The sequence below is a fragment of the Streptomyces sp. NPDC093261 genome, assembly GCF_044753645.1.
GTDB lineage: Bacteria > Actinomycetota > Actinomycetes > Streptomycetales > Streptomycetaceae > Streptomyces.
This window is the reverse complement of the sequence record NZ_JBIVNO010000003.1, coordinates 249,139-269,724: the sequence shown is the minus strand read 5'-3', so window position 1 is coordinate 269,724 and position 20,586 is coordinate 249,139. Positions and strand designations below refer to the sequence as shown.

15 protein-coding genes and 1 pseudogene are annotated in these 20,586 nt (G+C 72.2%); 10 read left to right on the top strand and 6 right to left on the bottom strand.

From position 1 onward, the window contains the following. Window positions 1-257 precede the first annotated feature (257 nt). Complete coding sequence (dcd, locus tag ACIP94_RS10290; protein ID WP_402422330.1) at window positions 258-833, top strand: dCTP deaminase; 576 nt, start codon at window positions 258-260, stop codon at window positions 831-833. 7 nt (window positions 834-840) lie between these two features. Then, window positions 841-1,350: a phosphoribosyltransferase gene (locus ACIP94_RS10285; RefSeq protein WP_402422327.1), complete on the top strand. Its 510-nt coding sequence runs from the start codon at window positions 841-843 to the stop codon at window positions 1,348-1,350. A gap of 182 nt (window positions 1,351-1,532) precedes the next feature. Here ACIP94_RS10285 and ACIP94_RS10280 read toward each other — a convergent pair whose 3' ends face one another. The 4 genes from ACIP94_RS10280 to ACIP94_RS10265 form a co-directional block, all read right to left on the bottom strand. Further along, the gene (locus ACIP94_RS10280; RefSeq protein WP_402422324.1) at window positions 1,533-2,717 is read right to left on the bottom strand and encodes a PP2C family protein-serine/threonine phosphatase; all 1,185 of its coding nucleotides are present in this window, start codon (window positions 2,715-2,717) and stop codon (window positions 1,533-1,535) included. A 244-nt stretch (window positions 2,718-2,961) separates the two neighbouring features. Next, entirely contained in the window at window positions 2,962-3,936 is a 975-nt protein-coding gene (locus ACIP94_RS10275; RefSeq protein ID WP_402422321.1) for a YIP1 family protein, read from the bottom strand. Window positions 3,937-3,974: 38 nt separating this feature from the next. Beyond that, window positions 3,975-4,790 (bottom strand): WecB/TagA/CpsF family glycosyltransferase, encoded by an 816-nt coding sequence (locus tag ACIP94_RS10270; RefSeq protein ID WP_402422319.1) that lies wholly within the window; start codon window positions 4,788-4,790, stop codon window positions 3,975-3,977. Window positions 4,791-4,807: 17 nt separating this feature from the next. Continuing rightward, on the bottom strand, window positions 4,808-6,004 hold the full coding sequence (locus ACIP94_RS10265) for a glycosyltransferase family 4 protein (protein WP_402422317.1): 1,197 nt from the start codon (window positions 6,002-6,004) through the stop codon (window positions 4,808-4,810). Between the two features lie 310 nt (window positions 6,005-6,314). Between ACIP94_RS10265 and ACIP94_RS10260 the strand changes: the two genes are divergently transcribed. The 5 genes from ACIP94_RS10260 (at window position 6,315) to ACIP94_RS10240 (ending at window position 12,567) form a co-directional block, all read left to right on the top strand. Next, a complete protein-coding gene (locus tag ACIP94_RS10260; RefSeq protein ID WP_402422314.1) occupies window positions 6,315-7,739 on the top strand; it encodes an O-antigen ligase family protein in 1,425 nt (474 codons plus the stop codon). Between the two features lie 208 nt (window positions 7,740-7,947). Continuing rightward, a complete protein-coding gene (gmd, locus tag ACIP94_RS10255; RefSeq protein WP_402422311.1) occupies window positions 7,948-8,994 on the top strand; it encodes a GDP-mannose 4,6-dehydratase in 1,047 nt (348 codons plus the stop codon). A gap of 11 nt (window positions 8,995-9,005) precedes the next feature. Beyond that, window positions 9,006-10,451 (top strand): lipopolysaccharide biosynthesis protein, encoded by a 1,446-nt coding sequence (locus ACIP94_RS10250; RefSeq protein ID WP_402422308.1) that lies wholly within the window; start codon window positions 9,006-9,008, stop codon window positions 10,449-10,451. Then, complete coding sequence (locus tag ACIP94_RS10245) at window positions 10,448-11,611, top strand: DegT/DnrJ/EryC1/StrS family aminotransferase (RefSeq protein WP_402422306.1); 1,164 nt, start codon at window positions 10,448-10,450, stop codon at window positions 11,609-11,611. Before ACIP94_RS10250 ends, ACIP94_RS10245 begins: the two co-directional genes overlap by 4 nt. Window positions 11,612-11,619: 8 nt before the next feature. Then, window positions 11,620-12,567: a GDP-L-fucose synthase family protein gene (locus ACIP94_RS10240; RefSeq protein WP_402422303.1), complete on the top strand. Its 948-nt coding sequence runs from the start codon at window positions 11,620-11,622 to the stop codon at window positions 12,565-12,567. A gap of 41 nt (window positions 12,568-12,608) precedes the next feature. Here the strand turns inward: ACIP94_RS10240 and ACIP94_RS10235 are convergent, their stop codons facing one another. Continuing rightward, entirely contained in the window at window positions 12,609-13,382 is a 774-nt protein-coding gene (locus ACIP94_RS10235) for a glycosyltransferase (protein ID WP_402422301.1), read from the bottom strand. A gap of 185 nt (window positions 13,383-13,567) precedes the next feature. On the opposite strand from ACIP94_RS10235, the pseudogene wecC reads away from it, so the two are divergent. Further along, window positions 13,568-14,818 (top strand): annotated as a pseudogene (gene wecC, locus ACIP94_RS10230) (UDP-N-acetyl-D-mannosamine dehydrogenase); the annotation flags it as partial. Here wecC and wecB read toward each other — a convergent pair. Then, window positions 14,720-16,105: a non-hydrolyzing UDP-N-acetylglucosamine 2-epimerase gene (wecB, locus tag ACIP94_RS10225; RefSeq protein WP_402422298.1), complete on the bottom strand. Its 1,386-nt coding sequence runs from the start codon at window positions 16,103-16,105 to the stop codon at window positions 14,720-14,722. The pseudogene wecC and the gene wecB overlap by 99 nt on opposite strands. A gap of 289 nt (window positions 16,106-16,394) precedes the next feature. Between wecB and ACIP94_RS10220 the strand changes: the two genes are divergently transcribed. Together ACIP94_RS10220 and ACIP94_RS10215 are read left to right on the top strand one after the other, a co-directional pair. Further along, complete coding sequence (locus ACIP94_RS10220; RefSeq protein WP_402422295.1) at window positions 16,395-18,677, top strand: bi-domain-containing oxidoreductase; 2,283 nt, start codon at window positions 16,395-16,397, stop codon at window positions 18,675-18,677. Further along, window positions 18,677-20,584 carry an asparagine synthetase B family protein gene (locus ACIP94_RS10215; protein ID WP_402422292.1) on the top strand — a complete coding sequence of 636 codons (1,908 nt, stop codon included), beginning with the start codon at window positions 18,677-18,679 and terminating at the stop codon, window positions 20,582-20,584. Before ACIP94_RS10220 ends, ACIP94_RS10215 begins: the two co-directional genes overlap by 1 nt. Window positions 20,585-20,586: the final 2 nt, after the last annotated feature.

Genomic DNA, 20,586 nt, shown 5'->3' with positions numbered 1-20,586 from the left:
TCTTGGGGAAGGGACTCAGAGGACTTGATGGAGCGCACCGTCGTCCGATGTGCCGAAGGGCACGTGTTCAGCACCGCTTCGTTCCCGATGCAGCAGGCCGAGCGCCTTGGGCCCGGCCGGCTCGTCCGGTGTCCACGCTGTGCCCGGCTCCGCAGTGCGGTGCCGGTGGCTTTGGAGAAGCAGTAGCGGCAAGCGCTGAGGGCGCGTGGAGTCATCACGATTGTGGCGACTCCACGCGCCTTGCGTATTCTCGGGGCGTGCTTCTCTCTGACAAGGACATCCGGACCGAGATCGACAAGGGCCGGGTCGTGATCGACCCGTTCGATCCGACCATGGTGCAGCCCTCGAGCATCGATGTGCGGCTCGACCGCTACTTCCGGGTGTTCGAGAACCACAAGTACCCGCATATCGACCCCTCGATCGAGCAGGTCGACCTGACCCGGCTCGTCGAGCCGGAGGGCGACGAGCCGTTCATCCTGCACCCTGGGGAGTTCGTGCTCGCCTCGACGTACGAGGTCATCTCGCTGCCCGACGATCTTGCGTCGAGGCTCGAGGGGAAGAGCTCCCTCGGGCGGCTGGGGCTTGTGACCCACTCCACCGCCGGGTTCATCGACCCCGGTTTCTCCGGCCATGTCACGCTCGAGCTGTCCAACCTCGCCACCCTGCCGATCAAGCTGTGGCCGGGCATGAAGATCGGGCAGCTGTGCATGTTCCGGCTCAGCTCGCCGGCCGAGTACCCGTACGGCAGCGAGCGCTACGGATCGCGCTACCAGGGCCAGCGCGGGCCCACGGCCTCCCGCTCCTTCGTCAACTTCCATCGGACCCAGGTGTGAGCCGGACATGACCAACGTACGGGAGAACCTGACCTACGAGGACTTCGGACGTGCCGTCCGCGAGCTCGCCCAGACCATCGCCGACGACGGCTACGAGCCGGACATCGTGCTCAGCATCGCGCGCGGCGGGGTGTTCGTGGCCGGTGGTCTCGCCTACGCCCTCGACTGCAAGAACATCCACCTGGTGAACGTCGAGTTCTACACCGGTGTGGGTACGACGCTCGAGATGCCGGTCATGCTGGCCCCGGTCCCCAACGCGATCGACTTCACCGACAAGAAGGTCCTGATCGCCGACGACGTGGCGGACACGGGCAAGACCCTGAAGCTGGTCCACGACTTCTGCCTCGACACCGTCGCCGAGGTCCGCTCCGCGGTGATCTATGAGAAGTCCCAGTCGCTCGTGAAGTGCGAGTACGTGTGGAAGCGCACGGACGACTGGATCAACTTCCCGTGGTCTGTCCTGCCTCCATGCCGTAAGTCAGGCACGCCGGTCACGCCCTCGAAAGACGCTCTGTAAGCCTCTCGGACGTTGAGCGAAATCCGGGCGTCTTGCGCTCGGCTGGGTGAAGCGGAGGCATCAGCGTCCTGACGGCGGTTCGGATCCTGAGTCATTGAAGGAAACGGGCCGCCGCTGGGCTGTTGTATCCCCTGCATCGATGGGGGATGTCCTGCCGCCGGTGCGTAAGGCCGGGGAGCCCGTCACGCCGTCCGAAGGGGTTTTCTGATCGCAGCGGGGCCTCGCTCGTCGGCGCCCTCCGGGAGCCGGTCGATGAGGACCATGGCCACGTCGTCCATCAGGGAGTCGGCGGTGTGGTGGATCAATCGCCGGTGGAGTTCCTTCAGGAACTGCTTCGGGGTGTCCGCGTTCACCCCTTCCATGGCCTCGGGCAGGGGGAAGAAGTCGCCGCAGCCGTTGCGGGCCTCCAGCACGCCGTCCGTGTAGAGGAGCAGTCGGTCACCCGGCGCGAAGGTGTAGCTCTCCGTGGCGGGCCGAGGGCAGGTCGTCAGGTCCTCCAGGCCGAGGGGTGGCATGGCCGCGCTGGGCCTGAGGGCGCGGACTTTGCCCTTGTGCAGCACCAGCGGAGCCGGATGGCCGCAGTTGACCAGCTCGATCACGGACTCGTCGGTCACCTGGCCGACGAGCGCGGAGACGAAACACTCCATCCGGTAGTCCTCGTCGTGGTCGGCGGCGGCGCGTTCCCTCCGCATGGCCGCCGCGCAGTGACGGACGACCTCGGCCAGATCGCGCTCGTAGTGGACGGTTTCCCTGAACGCGCCCAGCACAGCCGCGGCCGCACGTACGGCGGGCAGGCCCTTGCCCCGGACATCGCCCACGATCAACCGGACCCCGTACGGGGTCTGGAGGGCTTCATACAGGTCACCGCCGATCTGCGCCCCGGACTCGGCCGCCAGGTAGAGGCTGGCGGCGCGGAGCCGTCCCAGGCGGGGGCCCACGGGCCGCAGCAGGACGTCCTGAGCCGCTTCGGAGACCCGGCGGATCTTGTCCAGCTCGTACTGCCGTCGCTTCCGCATGACGTTGCTGATCGTGACGCAGGCGACGGACACCACGATGAGGCCGGCCAGGTTGCCGTAGACCTGCTCACCCCAGGAGCGATGAAGGGTGGCGGACACGCTGGTGACGGCCAGGGAGCCCAGCGCCGCCGAGAGGGTGCCCACGGGACCCATGGTCAGTGCGGCGACCGCGGGCATCGCGGTGAGGAGCGGACCGGTGTACACGATGTGCATCGGTGAGAGTTCGATGCCCAGCCCGATGAGCAGGACCGCGAAGGGCAGGCACTGCCCCAGCCTGAGGCGGACCCGGTCATGATCGACCGTTCCTGACCCGGCAGAGGTGCGGAAGAGCCATCGCATGAGCCACCGCATGAGAACAGCGTCCCTCTCCGGCCCCGGGATGTTCCACCTGTGCCGTGGTGATCCGGTCGGGCTCTCGCACCGTCGTGGGCCTCACCTGGGCATGCGCACGCCTCGTGTCCGGTCGCAGACGCTCGGTTGACAGGCGGTACGGAACGCGAGGAAGCCCCGTCGTCCGTGGGCGACGGGGCCTCCTTCCGCGGGCCTGGGGGAGCGTGGCTCGGGCGTGGCGGGTCGTCCCGTGCCGGGCGCGGGGCTAGAACGTGCCGAGCTTCACGATCGACAGGATCGCGATCAGCTGGATCGCCGACGCGCCCAGCGCCTTCGGCCACGGCAGGTCGTGGGACTTGGAGACCATCAGGGTCAGCAGCGCGCCCGCCGCCACCCAGGTGGCCCAGCCCAGGAACTGCACGAAGGGCGCGTTGCCGCCGAAGAACATCGCGACGACCAGGCGCGGCGCGTCCGTGATGGACATGATCAGCATGGAGAGGCCCACCGTGGGCTGCCAGGCACCGTCGCCGCCGAGCTGGCGGGCCAGGGTGTGGGTGACCACGCCGAGGACGAAGGAGCTGACGACGAACGCCACGGCCGTCGTCAGGACGATCGGGATGGCGTTCGACAGCGTGGCGTTGATCGCGTCCTGGCGGGCGCCGTCGAAGCCGAAGACCGCCAGCAGGCCGTAGAGGAAGGTCACGATGAGGGCCGGGGCCCACATCGTGTAGTCCCGCATCTGGAGGAAGGTCCGGGTCGGCGAGAAGACGATGCCCCGCAGCAGGTCCTTCCAGCGCAGTCGCGGGCCGATGGGCGGCGCCGGGGCCTGGCCCGCGCGATAGGTCTCGCCCTGGCTGTACGGGTCCTCGCCGACGGAGAACGCCTGGGTGTGGCCCGGGTTGTCGGCCGCGTACGGGTCCGGGGTCAGGGGGTGGCCCTGGCCGCCGGCGTCCCCGAAGTACTCCGGCTCGCCCCGGCCCTGCGGCGCGCGCCACTGCGGCTGACCCCCGTAGGGCCCCGCGCCGCCGTACTGCTGCCGCGGCGCGGCGGGGTAGCCGTACGACGGGCCCTGCGGCGCCTGCTGTCCGTACGGGGGTTGTTGCGGTCGCGCTTGAGGAGCGCCGTTGTCCCGGCCGCGTCCGATCCTGAATCCAGCCACGTCTTCGAACGTACCTGCTCCCGGAGGGTGACATGCGGGGCCCGGGCCAACGGGGCCGGCTTTGCTGCCGAGCTGTGACATCCCCTAAGGGGGCCCCTAAGGGGCCCTCGGACGGGGAATCAGGGGGCCCCGCGCCGGGCGCGCCCCCGGCCCCGCCCCCGCGCCCAGTGCGCGGCCGTGAGGGCGATGAACCGGGTGTTGCCCACCGCGTAGCGCAGGAACATGCGGCGCGGCTCCTGGGCCAGACGGTGGAACCATTCGAGGCCGGTCCGCTGCATCCAGCGCGGTGCCCTGCTGCGCACGCCCGCGACCACGTCGAAGGAGCCGCCCACGCCGACGACCAGGGCGCAGCCCAGCTCCCGCTGCCGGCGGGCGAGGAAGTACTCCTTGCGTGGGCTCGGCACGGCGAGGAACAGCAGGTCGGGATGAGCCTCCCGGACGGCCGCCACCACCCCGGGCTCCTCGGCCTCGGTCCAGTAGCCGTCCCGGTGCCCGACGACGTCGACGCCCTGCCGGGCGGCGATACGGGCGGTCTCCCGGACCACCTCCGGCTCCGCGCCCAGGAGGTACACCCGGTATCCGCAGCGCGCGGCGCTGCGCCACATCGCCAGCATGAAGTCGATGCCCGCGACCCGCTCGGGCAGCGGGCTGCCGAGGAGGCGGCCCGCCCACACGACCGACTGCCCGTCGGCGTTGACGAGCGAGCACGAGCGGATGATGCCCGCGAGTTCCGCGTCGTCGTGCGCCTGCACGATCTTGGCGGCATTCAGCACGACATGCTGGTGGGGGCCGCCGTCCGCGATCAGGGCCTCGGCGGCCGCCACCGACTCCTCGAGGGTGAGCGGGTGGACGGGCAGCCCGCACACCGTCACCGGCCGGCCCGGACCGCTCGGCCCGGCGGGCGCGTTCTCGTTCACCAGCGGGGTGGTCGGCATGCCGCCTCTCCGTTCCGTCAACGATGCGGGACAAGGCCCAGGTTCTGCCAGAACCGCACGAACTCCTCGATGACACGGTCGGGTTCGTACCGCGGCCGCAGCTCCTCCCACGCCTTCTGCTGGCGCCGCCGGATGTCGTCGAGGTCGTCGGCGCACGCCTTGAGGAAGCCGGCCACGGACTCCGCGGTCGCCTGGACCGGCTCCACACAGCCCTGGGCGAACAGCTCGGCACTGCCCGGCGACGGGGTCGCCGCCACGGCGCAGCCGGCCTGGAGTCCTTCGAGCAGGACGAAGGGGAGGCCCTCGACCCAGCGTGCCGGCAGGACGAACACGTCGACCGTCGTCCAGAACGACAGGGCCTCGGCGAGGTCGAGGACCCCGAGGTCCTCGTCGACGCACGCCATGCGGCTGAGCGGTACGTCGTGCCGCATCCCGGCGACCCGGAACTCGACCCCGACTCCCTGCCGCTTCAGCGCCTCGACCGCACCGCAGACGAGGTCGAACCCCTTGACCCGGCTCATCGTGCCGATCCAGCCGACGCGCAGCGTCCGGGACGGGGTGGACTCCCGTGCGTCCCGCCGGTCCCGTGGGTCCCGCGGATCACGCTTGCCCCGCAAGTCCCCTGTTTCCCACGTGATCTGAAAGCCTTTTGGATCCCGCGAGTCCCGCGAGTCCCGCGAGTCCCGCGAGTCCCGCGAGTCCCGCGAGTCCCGCAAGTCCCGCAAGTCCCGCGGATCCCGCAAGTCCCGCGCGGGCGGAGCCGGCGGGGGCGCGGGGTTGCGCAGCACGGTGACCGACGCGGTACGGCAGCCGGCGGCCCGCAACTGCTCCGCCACCGCCTCGCTGAGGACGATCCAGTGGCATCCGCCCAGCGACGCGCGCAGCGCGCGGCTCGCGGCGAGCCGGGTGGGCAGTTGCGCGCCATGGAGGTGCAGGACCGTGGTCGAGCCGGCCGACTTGGCGAGCAGGACCAGGAGCACATCGCGCAGCAGGGGCAGGCCCCACTGGGAGACCGGCAGGTAGACGGCTCTTGGTGCCGTCCCGATCAGCATGCGGGCGGCCTTGCCGAGGGCCGCCACGGTGGCCGAGGCCTTGGCGGGCCAGGAGGCCGCCAGCCGGTCGGAGCCGGCGCGGCTCGCGGAGAGCTCGATGACCGCCCGCACCCGGCAGCGGCTGGAGAGAGCGGGTGTGAAGAACTCGGCCGCCCGGCCCATTCCACCGAGACGCGGACTGTGTCGGAAAACAAGGACGGTCGGCCCGGCGGATTGCCGCGGAAAACGTGGACGGACGGGAAACATTCCCTGTCTCCAGCCATGGGGTGCGGGATTTTGCGCAACTCGGGGGAAAGGGTAGTGGAATCAACCGAAGCACCTGGCTCGTGGAGAAGTCCAGCGCAACACGTCGACGCGCTTTCTTCATACGGTATGCAGCAATGGATCCGAGGTGCGCCGCCGTACAGAGCGGCAGATCCGGTATTCCGGGACGACGTGATATGAATCGACGGAGTCGGCGAAAGGGAGGGCTGTGAGCTTTTTCAACTCCGCTCCTCAGATCTATTCAGACTTCGCCGTAGTGTGTGCCGCCGTATGCGTCGTCTCCGCTCTGGTGCTGGCCGTGTGCCTGCGCGGGGCGGGCTGGCTGCTCTGGGCGGCCTGTCTCGTGCCGCTCTTCCTGCTGGGCAGGATGTACGCGACGGTGGGCGCCCCCCCGTTCTACGCCATGGACGTCCTGGCCGCCTTCGCGCTGCTCTCGACCCTGCACACCTGGGGGCCCAGGGTGTTCTCGGAGAAACGGCTGCGCTGGTTCCGCGCGGCCGCCCTGGGCCTGGCGGTCATGACCTGCCAGGCGGTGTACCGGGGGATGGGCGCGGGGTACCCCGAGGCCCTCAAGGGCGTGATCCTGGGCCTTTATCCGGTCCTCGGCTGGTGCGCCGCGACCTGGTTCCTCGCCCGGCCCGCGGAAGAGGCCGTGCGATGGCGGTGGGTGCTGTACGTGCCGGCCGCCGGGGTGCTGCTGATGCGAGTCCTCGACGCCCCGCTGCCCGCCGCGGCCTGGGGCCTCTATCTGGCGATCGCCGGCGCGTTCGGTACGCAGCTCAGGCTGCGGGGAAACAGCCGGCTGCTGCTGTGGACGCTGGCCGGGGCGGCCCTGATGACCGCCATCGCGAGCAAGCGGGGCCCCCTCCTGGCGGTGGTGGCGGCCATCGCGGCCACCACGGTGGCCGGGCGGACGTACCACCGTCGGGCGGTCCGTCTGCCGGTGCTGTCGTGGGGCATCGCCTCGGTGGCGGTGTTCGGCGTGCTCGGGTTCACCCTCTCCGGGCAGGACGTCTCCCATATGCCGGTGGTCGGCGGTCTCGTGACCCGGGTGTCGCGGTCCCATGACACGAGCACCGAGGCGGGTGCGAACGTCGAACTGCGGCTGCAGATGTGGCAGGAGGCCTTCCGGGAGGTCCGGGAGGATCCGCTGCTGGGCGCGGGGGCCGGACATCCCATCGAGGTGGTCGGACACGGCAGACGCCTGAACGCCCCCAGGGCAGGCCCGCACAACTCGTTCGTCGGATACGTCTACTACCTGGGCTGGCCCGCTGGCATCGCCATGGTGCTGCTCGTCGCCGCGACCCTGCGCCGGACGTGGCGGGCCCGGCACCATCCCGCGGCCGCGTCCTGGTTCGGGGCGACGGTGGGGGTCGCGCTCACCGCGTTCACCAATGTCGCCTTCGAGACGACGTACATCGGTCTGCCCTCGTGGCTGGTGCTCGCCTGCGCCTACGCGCTGGTCGGCGTCCCGCGCGGGGACGAGGAGGCCGGCGGCGTTCCCCTGGCCGCGGTCCCGGCAGGCCGCGGGGCCCCCGCCGGGCACTTCCGCTCCGGCACCGGATCCCTGCGGCCCGCGCCCCCGGCGGTCCCCGCCGGGTCCGCGACCCCGGCGATGCCCGTCTCCTCCTGACCCCGTGCGCCGCACCGCCACGGAGGGCCGTGAACGGACACGCTCTCGAACCCGGTGAATACGGCCGCACGAGGGATGTGCGGCCCTGACCGTGGGGGATTCCGGAAATATTTCCTAGGCTGGGCCGTGGGTGCGAACCAGCCGATCGGAAAAGGGAAACGAAAACGGTCGGCCGCCGAATCGCCCCGCCTTACCACAGGGAGTGTGTGTGACAGCCAGAAAGGCACTCATCACCGGAATCACCGGCCAGGACGGCTCCTATCTCGCCGAGCTGCTCCTGGAAAAGGGTTACATCGTTCACGGGATCGTCCGGCGTGCCTCCACGTTCACCACCAGCCGTATCGAGCACCTCTATCAGGATCCGCACGACCCGAAGGCCCGGCTGTTTCTGCACTACGGCGATCTGACGGACGGCAGCAGGGTCGCGGGCCTCCTCGAACGCGTCCAGCCCGACGAGGTGTACCACCTGGCCGCCCAGTCGCATGTGCGCGTCTCCTTCGACGAGCCCCTCTTCACCGGCGACACCACGGCGCTCGGCACCACGCGGCTGCTGGAGGCCATCCGCACCACCGGCCTGCCCTGCCGCTTCTACCAGGCGTCCAGCTCCGAGATGTTCGGCGCGTCGCCCCCGCCGCAGCACGAGGGAACCCCGTTCCACCCGCGCTCCCCGTACGGGGTCGCGAAGGTCTACGCGTACTGGATCACCCGTAACTACCGCGAGGCGTACGGCCTCTACGCGGTCAACGGCATCCTCTTCAACCACGAGTCGCCGCGCCGGGGACCCACGTTCGTCACCCGCAAGATCGCCACCGCCGCGGCCCGCATCAAGGCCGGCCTTCAGGACACCCTGTACCTGGGCAACCTCGACGCGCGGCGGGACTGGGGCTACGCCGCCGAGTACGTCGAGGCGATGTGGCTGATGCTGCAACAGGACGAACCCGACGACTATGTCGTCGCCACGGGCAGCAGCTCCAGCGTGCGCGACTTCGTCGCGTACTGCTTCGCCCACGTCGGCCTGGACTGGCGCCAGCATGTGCGCTTCGACGAGCGGTACCTGCGCCCCGCCGAGGTCGACGACCTCGTCGGCGACGCGTCGAAGGCCGCCCGCGTCCTCGGCTGGCGGCCCGCGGTCCGGGCACCGGAGCTGGCGCGGCTGATGACCGACGCGGAACTCGACGTCCTGCGGGGCGGCGAGCGGTCCCTCGCGGCGACGATCCCCGCGCCGGCCCAGGTGCCGGCCGTCCACGGGCGCTAGGCGGGAGCGGCATGGCAGTCCCGCGCCCGTCGCGCGACCTGAGCCGGGCCGGGCGGCGGTCCGCGGCCGCGGCCGCGGCGGTTCCCGCGGCCCGCGCACCCGAGGACGGCGCGCCGAGGCCGCGTTTCGCCGGTGCCCTCGTCCGGTCCATCGGCGCGCGAGCCGTGACGCTCCCCGTCACCGCGGTGACCAACCTGGCCCTCGCCCACACCGTGGTCGGCGCGGTCGGGGTGCCCGGCTACGCGCAGTTCGCCCTGGTCACCACCCTGCCCGCCGTGCTGCCCCTGACGGACCTGGGCGCGGGAGCCGCCATCACGGAGGCCGTGGCCCGCGACACCTCGCGCGAACGGCGGCTGGTGCGCGGCGCGGTCCTCACCTCGGCACGCAATCTGATGTGCGCGGGAGCCGTCATCGCCGTTCTGGGCGTGGGGCTGGCCCTGCTCGGGATGTGGGACCCGCTGCTGGGCGAGGGGGCACAGCCGGGGTCGGACCTCACGGTGGCCATCGCCTCCGTGCTGTTCGGCTGCAGCATGCCGCTCGGGCTGAGCAGGTCCGTGCTGCTGGCGGTGAACCGCAACGACGTCGCGTTCCTGCTCCAGGGCGCCGGCAGCGCCCTGCTGCTCGCGCTTGTGCTGCCGGCCGCACGACTGGGCGCTCCCACGGGCGTGTTCGTCGCGGCGGCCTTCCTCTCGCAGTGCCTGGTCAGCGCCGCCGGAGGGGTGCTCGCGGGCCGGTACCTCGGCATGCCGCTGCTCGGTATGACCGTGGGCAGCGTCCGCGCGTCGGCGGTGCGGGACCGGGCGCCCATCGCGCGGCTCGCCCTTCCCATGACCGTCATCACCGCGGCCACGGCCGTCGCCTACGCCACCGACCGGCTCGTCCTCAGCCACACGGCCGACGCGGCGGCGGTGGCCGGCTACTCGGCCGGTGCCCAGTTCTTCGCGCCGGCCAGCAGCCTGCTGGGCGCGGCCGGGCTGCCGCTGTGGGCCCTGTTCGCCCGCCGCAGACGCTCGCCGGGCGCCCCCCGGCGGCAACTGGCCGCCTTCACCGTCTGCTTCGCGGCGGGCAGCCTGGTCGTGGGCGCCGGGATCACCGTGCTCGGGCCGTTCGCGGGCACCTGGATGATGCACGAGCGCATCCGGGTGGGGACCGGTCTCATGGCCGCGTTCGCCGCGCTGCTGTTCGTGCAGGCGGCCGCCTACCCGGCCACCATGTGGGCGACGGACGAGGCGGGGCTCCGCTTCCAGGCGGTCGCCTGCAGCCTGATGGCCGTGGTGAACCTCGCCGTGTCCATCCCCCTGGCGCGTCTGGGAGCGGAGGGCCCCGTCATCGGCTCGGTCGTCTCCTACGCCCTTTTCGTGCTCGTACCCACCCTGTTCCGAGCCTTCCGCCCCTGGACGGCGCCGCCGTCGGCGCGAGGGCACCACCGCGTGTCGCCGCAGAGGTCCTCACCGTGATCAAGCTGATCAAGTCCACCTTCCACCGCGAGGCCGAGACCCGGCGCGCCCTCGCCGAGTTCGTGCTCCGCGAGGACGTGCTGAGCATGAACGAGCAGTGCCGGGCGTTCGAGCAGGCTTTCGCCGCCCGGCAGGGGCGCCACCACGCCGTATTCGTCGCCAACGGCAGCGTGGCCAACCTCCTGTTGATCCAGGCGCTGCTGAACGAGGGCCGGCTCCGCCCCGGCGACCGGGTCGGTTTCTCGGCCCTGACCTGGCCGACCAATGTCATGCCGCTCATCCAGCTCGGCCTGGAACCGGTGGCGGTGGACTGCGAGCTGGACACGCTCAATGTCTCGCCGGGCACCCTGGAGCCGCATCTCGCCGGTCTGCGGGCGCTGTTCCTGACCAATGTCCTCGGGTTCTGCGACGATCTGCCCGCGCTGCGGGTGATGTGCGACGACCACGGCGTCCTGCTGCTGGAGGACAACTGCGAGGCCCTCGGGTCGCGTACGGCGGGCACGTTGCTCGGCAACTTCTCGCTCGCCTCGACGTTCTCCTTCTTCGTCGGCCATCATCTGTCCACCGTCGAGGGCGGGATGGTCTGCACCGACGACGACGACCTGCACGAGCGGCTGGTGATCTCCCGGGCGCACGGCTGGGACCGCAATCTGCCGCCGGAGCGGCAGGCGAGGCTGCGGGACGACGCCGGTGTCGACGACTTCCACGCCAGGTACACCTTCCACGATCTGGCGTCGAACTTCCGGCCCACCGAGATCAACGGGTTCATCGGCAACCGGCAGATCCGCTACTGGGACGAGATCGTGGACGCCCGCGCGGCCCACTTCGCGCGCTTCCGGCAGGCCATGGCGGGCAACGGGGACGTCCACCCGTACGACCTGTCCCACATGGATCTCGTGTCCGACTTCGCGATGCCGGTGGTGTGCCGGTCGCCGGAGCTGGCCGGGAAGTACCGGGCCGAGTTCGAGGCGGCCGGAGTGGAGATCCGTCCGGTCATCGCCGGTGACATCACCCGGCAGCCGTTCTACCGCCGTCACGTCCCCGGCACGGCCGAGTGCCCGGTGGCCGGTCTCGTCCACAGCAACGGCTTCTACTTCGGCAACAACCCCGACCTCACCGAGGACGAGGTGGACACGCTGTGCGAGCTGCTGGGCGGGTGAGGGACGTGATGGACCGGCGAGCACGGATCTACGTGGCCGGTCACACCGGCATGGTGGGCGCGGCCGTCGTCCGGCGGCTGCGCGCGGCGGGGTACGACGACCTGGTGCTGCGGACCCGCGCCGAACTCGACCTCACCGACCAGGCGGCCGTACGGGACTTCATGGCGGCGCACCGGCCCGCGTACGTCGTGGACTGCGCGGCCAGGGTCGGCGGCATCAAGGCCAACATGACCCACCCCGCGGAGTTCCTCTACGAGAACCTCCAGATCCAGAACAACCTGATCTGGTCGGCCCGGGACGCGGGGGTGGAGACGTTCCTCTTCCTCGGCAGCTCGTGCATCTACCCCCGGGGATGCCCGCAGCCGATGCGGGAGGACTACTTCATGACGGGCCGTCCCGAGCCGACCAACGAGGCGTACGCCTACGCCAAGATCGCCGGGATGAAGCTGTGCGAGTACCTCCACGAGGAGTCCGGCAGGAACTTCGTGTCGTGCATGCCGACCAACATCTACGGCGAGGGGGACAACTTCGACCCGGAGACCTCCCATGTGATCCCGGCGCTGCTGCGCCGTATGCACGAGGCCCGTGAGGCGGGGGCGCCGGAGGTCGTGATCTGGGGGACCGGGGACAGCCGCAGGGAGTTTCTGCACGTCGAGGATCTGGCCGACGCGGTGCTCTGGCTGCTGGCCCACCACCGCGCCAAGCGGTTCTTGAACGTGGGAACCGGCCAGGACATCTCCGTGCGGGAGCTGGCGGAGCGGATCCGCAGCCTCGTCGGGTACGAGGGAGCGCTGGTCTTCGACGCGACCAAGCCGGACGGCATGCCGAGGAAGGCGCTGGACGTGTCCGCGCTGCACGCGGCCGGCTGGCACCACCGGATCGGCTTCGAGGAGGGCCTGCGCCGTACGTACGACTGGTACCTCGCCCATGTCGCCCGCGCCGGGATGCCGGTGTAGGCGGGCAGGGCCCTTGCTCGATCAGGTCGGGTCAGGTCACGTCAGATCAGACCGGACCTCGTCGTCGCGCCCCACGCCTTGCTGACCCCCTGTGCGAGGGGCCACCAGCACGACTCCAGGCGCAGCGCGGTGGGCCCCAGATAGCGGCGCATGACGCGGCGTCCCTCGTCGTCCGGGCAGGGGTTGGTCACCGTGAGGGAGGTGGAGTGGACCCGGAAGCACCCGAGGACCCGCGGCAGATACACCATGCCTCCGCCCTGCCGCAGCCGCAGATGCAGATCGAAGTCCATGGCGTAGCGCAGTCCCGGATCGAGCATGCCCGCCCGCAGCACGGCGCTGCGGCGGTAGAGGGAGCCGGGCTGGCCGACGAAGTTCTGGCCGTACCGGGAGAGCCAGGAGGCGAAGGCGCCCGGGCGCAGCGTGTACAGGGTCCGGTCGTCGGCGTCGATGACCCTCAGCCGCCCGTAGGCCATGGCGGCCCGGGGAGCACGGTCGAGCGCGCCGCAGGCCGCGGTCAGGCTGTCCCCGGTGAGCAGGTCGTCGTCGCCGAGCCAGGCCAGGTACTCCGTGGTGGCGTCCCGCCAGCCCTGGTTGACCGCGTTGCTGAGCCCCCGTTCCTCCTCCACGAGGAAGCGGCACCCGTGGCGTTCCGCCGCCGCGCGCAGGCTGCCCTCCGCCCGGGCGGGTCCGACGAGGACGACTTCCACGGCCTCGCGCTGCCCTCCGACGGACGCCAGGCACTGTTCCAGGTACTCGGGGCGCTCCCCGGTGGACGGCACCACCAGCCGGACTCGCGGAGCGGTTCGGGAATTCATCGCCTGTGCGCCTTTTCTGTTCGACTTTTCTGCTCGACCAGCTGCCGCTGTGCATACGTAGAGCTACACCGGATCGGACGGCCCGCGCCGCCGACACGGCCTGTGGCCGTGGAAAAAAGGATTCGGCCGGAACATGCGCGGCGCGTTTGCGCAGGATAGGGCGATGGGCCGGGCCATCCTGTCCGATGCCTTTTCGTTTTCGTGAAAGACCGTCAGCCCATTCACCCGCGGCACATTTTCGGAAAGGAATTCCCCTGGTGTTCTCCACTGTGTGCGTGGTCGGCCTCGGCTACATCGGACTGCCCACCGCCGCCGCGCTCGCCACGAACGGGATCGACGTCGTCGGCGTCGACGTGAACCCGGCGACCGTCGACCTCATCAACGCCGGCCGTGCCCCCTTCGTCGAACCGGACCTCGCCGTGGCCGTCAGCGGCGCCGTGGCCATGGGGCGGCTGCGTGCGACGGGGGCGCCCGAGTCCGCGGACGCCTTCATCATCGCCGTACCCACCCCGCTCCAGGACGACCGTACGGCGGACCTGTCGTACGTCAGGGCGGCCGCGGCCTCGGTGGCGCCCGTGCTCAAGGCGGGCGACCTGGTGATCCTCGAGTCCACCTCGCCGCCCGGCACGACGGTGGAGCTGTCCCGGTGGCTCGGCAAGCACCGGCCCGATCTGTCGTTCCCGCACGAGTCGGGTGACGCACCCGATGTGCGGGTCGCCCACTGCCCCGAGCGGGTGCTGCCGGGCCGCACGATGATCGAGATCATCACCAACGACCGGGTCGTCGGCGGGGTCGGGGAGGGCTGTGCCGAGCGGGCGCGGGCGCTCTACGAGGTGTTCACCAAGGGGGAGTGCCTGCTCACCGACGCGACGACGGCGGAGATGGCCAAGCTCAGCGAGAACGCCTTCCGGGACGTCAACATCGCCTTCGCCAACGAGCTGTCCATGGTCTGCGACCACCTCGGCATCGACGCCGGGGACGTCATCGCCCTGGCCAACCGCCACCCCCGGGTCGACATCCTGCGCCCGGGGCCGGGGGTGGGCGGGCACTGCATCGCCGTGGACCCCTGGTTCATCGTCGGCACCGCGCCCCGGCAGTCCCGGCTCATCCGGCTGGCCCGCGAGGTCAACGACGGCCGGCCCGACTATGTGCTCGGCGAGGTCGTCCGGACGGCCGGCCGGTTCAAGGACCCCGTGATCGCCTGCCTGGGCCTGGCCTTCAAGGCGAACATCGACGACCTGAGGGAGAGCCCCGCCCTGCATATCGTCACCCAGCTCGCCGAACGCCAGGTCGGCCGGCTGCTCGTCGCCGAGCCGCACATCAGGGAGCTGCCGGACTCACTGGCGCGTACGGGCGCCGTCGAGCTCGTCGACGTCACCACGGCCGTGCGGGACGCGGACCTCGTGGTGCTGCTCGTGGACCACGACGCGTTCCGCGGTGTCCGGCGCACCGCGCTGCGCGGCAAGGCCGTGTTCGACACCCGCGGCTTCTGGCGCTGACGCCCGGCCGCCCGCGCCGCACTCCGCGGGACCGCACGAAGCGGCGTCCGGCGGCGCGGGCGGGGACCCCGCGGAATCCGGCACAGGGCGGAACTCCTCGGGAGGCGGGCACAGCCCCAGCCAGTGCCCGACGGCCCGTACGGTACGGTCCGCGGCGCGTCCGTCGCCGTAGGGGTTGACGGCGTTCGCCATCGCGGCGTGGGCCGCCCGGTCGTGCAGGAGCCGGCGCACCTCCTTCACGATCCGCTCGCGGTCGGTGCCCACCAGCCGGGAGGTGCCCGCCCGCAGGGCCTCGGGACGTTCCGTGGTGTCCCGCATGACCAGCACCGGCTTGCCCAGCCCCGGCCCCTCCTCCTGGATGCCGCCGCTGTCGGTCAGGATGAGGTGGGCGCGGTTCATCAGCCGGGCGAAGGCGCCGTAGGGCAGCGGCTCGGTGAGGCGGACGGACTCCAGGCCCGCGAGCCGCGGCAGGATCGCGGCCCGCACCACCGGATTGGGGTGCAGCGGCAGCACGATGAGCAGCCCGGGCTCCTCCCGGGCGAGATCGGCCAGGGCACCGCCGATGGACTCCATACCGCCGCCCCACGACTCCCGGCGATGGGCCGTCACCAGCAGGACCCGGCGGGGGGTGTCGTCGAGGTCGGCGAGAGCCGGGTCGCCGTAGTGCGCCGCGCGCCCGGCCGCCCAGCGCAGAGCGTCGACGACCGTGTTCCCGGTGACCACGACCGACGAGGGGGGGACGCCGTCGCGCAGCAGGTTGTCCCGCGCGTGCGCGGTGGGCGCCAGATGCAAGGACGCCAGCTGGGTCGCGAGCCGGCGGTTGATCTCCTCGGGAAAGGGCGCGTACCGGTCGTCGGTGCGCAGCCCCGCCTCCAGGTGCACCACGGGAACACGGTGGTAGAAGGCGGCGAGCGCCCCGGCGAACGCGGTCGTGGTGTCCCCCTGGACCAGCACCGCCTCCGGTCGCTCCCGCTCCAGCACGGGGCACAGCCCGGCCAGGACCCGCACGGTGATGTCGGCGAGGGTCTGCCGCTCGCTGAGGATGTCGAGGTCGTGGTCGGCGCGGATGCCGAACAACGCGTGCACCTGGTCGAGCAGGCCGCGGTGCTGGGCGGTCACCGTCACCGTCGGCCGGAAGAGCGGCGACCGTTCGAGGGCCTCGATGACGGGGGCCATCTTGATGGCCTCCGGTCTGGTGCCGTAGACGACCATCAGTCGTTTCACCCGAGTCTCCTTCCGCACGGCGCCGCCGGACCGCTGCCGGGGCGGCACTGCACGGGCGGCCGTACCGTCCCGGAGCGGAAGAAGCGCTCTTCGGGCACCAGCGAATCGCCCTTCCGCGACCGCGCCCGCCAGGCTGGATGCGTGTTCACCCGGCCGAATGGAGATGTTCGGCCGTCTGGTCCGCTCGACGGGACAGGGAACACGCACCGTCACATCGCCGTCCCTACAGTGCGCCGTGGCCCACGTACCGCTCCCGAGGCGGGCGTTTTCCCTCCCGTAAAGGCAGGAAATGAAAACTGTCCTCCTGTCCCCGCGCACCGGTGCCATCACGGTGGGAGACATTCCCGCCCCCGAGGCGACCCCCGGGAGGGTGGTGATCCGCAACGAGTGGTCGCTCATCAGCGCGGGTACGGAGCGGGCCACGGTCTCGACCGGCGCGCAGAGCCTCATCGGCAAGGCGCGGCAGCGGCCGGACCAGGTGGCGCAGGTGATCGACAGCGTGCGGCGCACCGGCCTCGCCGAGACCTACCGGATCGTCAGGGAACGCCTGGACCGCCCGGTGCAGCTCGGCTACTCCTGCGCGGGCACGGTCCTGCGGGCGGGCGAGGGCGTCGAGGACATCCGTCCCGGGATGCGGGTGGCCGCGGCCGGGGCCCGCTACGCCTCCCATGCGGAGATCGTCGCCGTGCCGGGCAACCTCGTGGTGCCGGTGCCGGACGCGGTGGACACCCGATGGGCCTCCTTCGCCACCGTCGGCGCGATCGCCCTCCAGGGCATCCATCAGGCGGAGGCGGTGCCGGGGTCCCGGATCGCCGTCATCGGCCTCGGGCTGGTCGGCCAGATCACCCTTCAGCTGCTGCGCGCCTACGGCTACGACGCGGTCGGCATCGACCCCGACCCCGCCATGGTGGCACTCGCCGAGTCGGCGGGGCACGTGGCCTTCCCGCGTGGCGCGGACGGTCTGTCCGGTGCCGTCCTGCGGCACTGGGCGGGCGCCGGCGCGGACGCGGTGCTCATCACCGCCGCCACGTCCAGCTCCGACCCGGTGGAGTTCGCCGGCCGGCTCGCCCGGGACCGGGCCACGGTGGTCGTGGTCGGTGACGTGGGCGTCGCCCCGCCGCGGTCGTCGTACTACCACAAGGAACTGACGATCCGTTACGCCCGTTCCTACGGCCCCGGCCGCTACGACCCCCGCTTCGAGGAGGGGGGCCACCCCTACCCCGAGGGCTATGTCCCGTGGACGGAGCGCCGCAATCTCGCCGAGGTGCTGCGGCTGACGGCGACGGGTGCGCTGGACCTCTCCCTGCTGAAGCCGCGGGTGTTCGCCGTCGAGGACGCGGCCGACGCCTACGAGGCGCTGAAGCCGTCGCCCGGCGGACGCGGTGTCGCCCTGCTGCTGCGTTATTCCGGGACCGCCGAGCTGCCGTCGCGGCCCGCCGCCCCGGCCGGCTCCGGCACCTGGACCGCCCCCCGGGGCATCGTGCGCCTCGCGGCGATCGGCGCGGGCAACTTCGCCACCCGGACGCTGTTTCCCGAGCTGAGGCGGGAGGCCGGCGTCGCCTTCTCGTGGGTCGCCGGCGGACGGGGCCTCTCCGCCGCGCACCAGGGGCGGCGATGGGGTTTCGGGACCGTCGCCGAGAGCGTCGACAGCGGTCTCGCCTCCGGTGACGCCGACTGCGTGATGGTGCTCAGCCGCCACGACGGCCACGGCCGGTACGCGGCCCGGGTACTGCGCGGCGGCACCGCCCTGTACTGCGAGAAGCCCCTCGGCCTGACCGAGACGGAACTGGAGGAGGTGGCCGACGCCTGGCTGGCCTCGGGCGCGCCGGCGATGGCCGGGTTCAACCGGCGGTTCGCGCCCGCGGTGCGGGACCTGCGCGCCGCGCTCCCCGCCGGGGCGCCCCTCCAGGTGGTCTACCGGGTGTTCGCGGGCCGGCTCCCCGCCGACCACTGGTACTTCGACCCCCGTCAGGGCGGCCGGCTGCTCGGCGAGGTCTGCCACTTCATCGACACGGCGGGTTTCCTGGTGCCGGGCAGGCCGGTCGGGGTGCGGGCCGTCGGCGTGGACGGGCGGGACCCGGCCACCGCGCAGAGCGTCACCCTCCAGCTGACGTACGACGACGGCTCGGCCGCCTGTGTCGTCTACGGGGGCCTGACCCCGCCGGGCGCCCCCAAGGAACTCCTGGAGGTCGCCTGCGACGGGGTGGCGGCCAGGATCGACGACTTCCGCTCGCTGACCGTGTGGAAGGGCGGCAGGGCGGCCACGACGGCCTATCGAGGCGGGCCCAAGGGGCACGCGGCCGAGATGCGGGGCCTCGTCCGGCTGGTGCGGGGCGAGTCGCTGGGCGAGGCGGCGGACGCCGCCGACTTCCCCTCGGCGCTGTGGAGTTCCCTGGTGGCCTGTCGCGCGGTGCGCTCGCTCACCGAGGACCGCGTCGTGGACACGGCCCCCGGCACACCCGCTCTGGCCCGCGCGCTGGGCGCTCCGGTGCCCGGGCCCGGCGCGGCGGCCGCGGTACCGAAACCGGGCGGGCCGGCCGGCGGTGCCGCCGCGGCCACGGCGGCGTCCTGATGTGCGGCTTCGTCCTGCTGCTGAACCAGGCCGCGCGCCATCGGACGCCGTCGGACCCGGACCCGTGCGCGGTGCTCGCGCACCGCGGGCCCGACGCCGACGGCCATCTCGACCTCGACGGCGGCGACTGGCGGGCGGAACTGCACTTCCGCCGGCTGGCCGTGGTGGACCTCGACCCGCGCAGCGACCAGCCCTTCGGCACCCCCGAGCGGGGGGCGCTGGTCTACAACGGCGAGATCTACAACGCGCCGCGACTGCGCGAGCTGCTGCGCGGGCGGGGAGCGGTGTTCACCACCGAGGGCGACACCGAGGTCCTCTACGAGCTTCTGCTGCAACCGGACGCCCCGGGGCTGCTCGACCAGGTGGACGGGATGTTCGCCTTCGCCCTCGTCCTGCCCGACGGCGAGGTCCGCTACGGGCGCGACCGGCTGGGCGTCAAACCGCTGTACGCGGCGTCGGACGCGGGGGGCCGGCTGGCCGCGCTCGCCAGTGAGATCGAACCGCTGCGGGCCGCCGGTCTGGCCGGTGACGCCGACCCGGTCGCCGTGGCCCAGGGCGCCATGTTCCTGTGGACACCGCCGCCGAGGACCGGTTGGCAGCGGGTGCGGGCCGTACCGGCCGGGACGGTGCTCGCCGCGCGCGCACCCGGATATGACGAGGTGTCGGTGCACTGGCGGGCGGGTGCCGCGGCGCCCGCCGCGGACATCGGCGCCGCGGTGCGCACCTCGGTGGCCCGGCAGTTGCGCGCCGATGTGACGGTGGGTCTGCTGCTGAGCGGGGGCCTGGACAGCACCTGGCTGGGTGTGGAGATGGCCCGGCACGGCTTCGCGGGGCCCTCCTTCGCCGCGCGGCCCCGCACCACGGCGGCCGGCGCGGAGCCCTTCGAGGACGACGCCCCCTACGCGGCCCGGGTCGCCCGCCGGCTGGGTCTGCCGCTGACCTGGGTGGACCTCGATGTCGATGTGCTGCGCCGGATCCCGGAGCTGGTCGCCACCACCGAGGTGCCCTTCGGGGATCCCGCCGCCGTCGTCCTCATGCAGCTCTCGCAGGCCGCCCGCGGCGAGGCCACCGTGCTGCTGTCGGGGCTCGGGGTGGAGGAGTTGTTCCTCGGGTACGAGCGCTACCAGGCCGTCTGGCTGCTGCAGCGCTTTCCCGCGTGGGCGCGCCCCGCCCTCGGCGCCACCAGCGCGGTCCCCGCGCCACGGCGCTACCGCAGCCGCGCCGACAAGTTCGGGCGGCTGCTCCCGCTCGGCGCCCGCGACTGGTCCTGGGCGACGCAGGCGTACTACTCCGGGCGGGAGTGGGCGGCGCTGTCGCCGCACGTCGGCCTCGACGCGGTCACCGAACGGCACCGCGAGGTGGCGGGCGGCGTCCTGGACGCGGGCGGCACACCGCTCGCCGCGCTGGCGGAGTGCGACCGGCGGCTGTTCCTGCCGGGGCTGAACCTGCTGTACGCGGACCGGGCGTCGATGCGGGCGAGCGTGGAGCTGCGGGTGCCCTTTCTGGGCGAGCCGGTGGTGGCCGCCGCGTTCGGCGCCGTCGCCGAGGACCAGCTGCGGCTGGGCGACGGCAAGGCGCGGTTCCGCGCGGCCGCGGTGGCGGCCGGGGTGCCGCAGTTCGTCGCCCGGCGCCCCAAGACCGGCTTCGGGGCGCCGGTGCGGTCGCTGCTGCGGGAGCACGGGAGTCGGCTGTGGCGGGAGGTCCGGCGCTCCCCGCTGTTCGACGACGTCCTCGACCGGCGGACCGCGGACCGGCTCGTCGCCGAGCATGTCCAGGGCCGGCGCGACCGGGGGCTGGCGGTGTTCGGACTGCTGTGCGCGGCCGTGTGGTGGGAGCGGAACGCGGTGGCGGGCGCGGGACGCACCGCGGACGTCCTGTCGGGCTACGAGGCGGCCGCCGTCGGCTGATC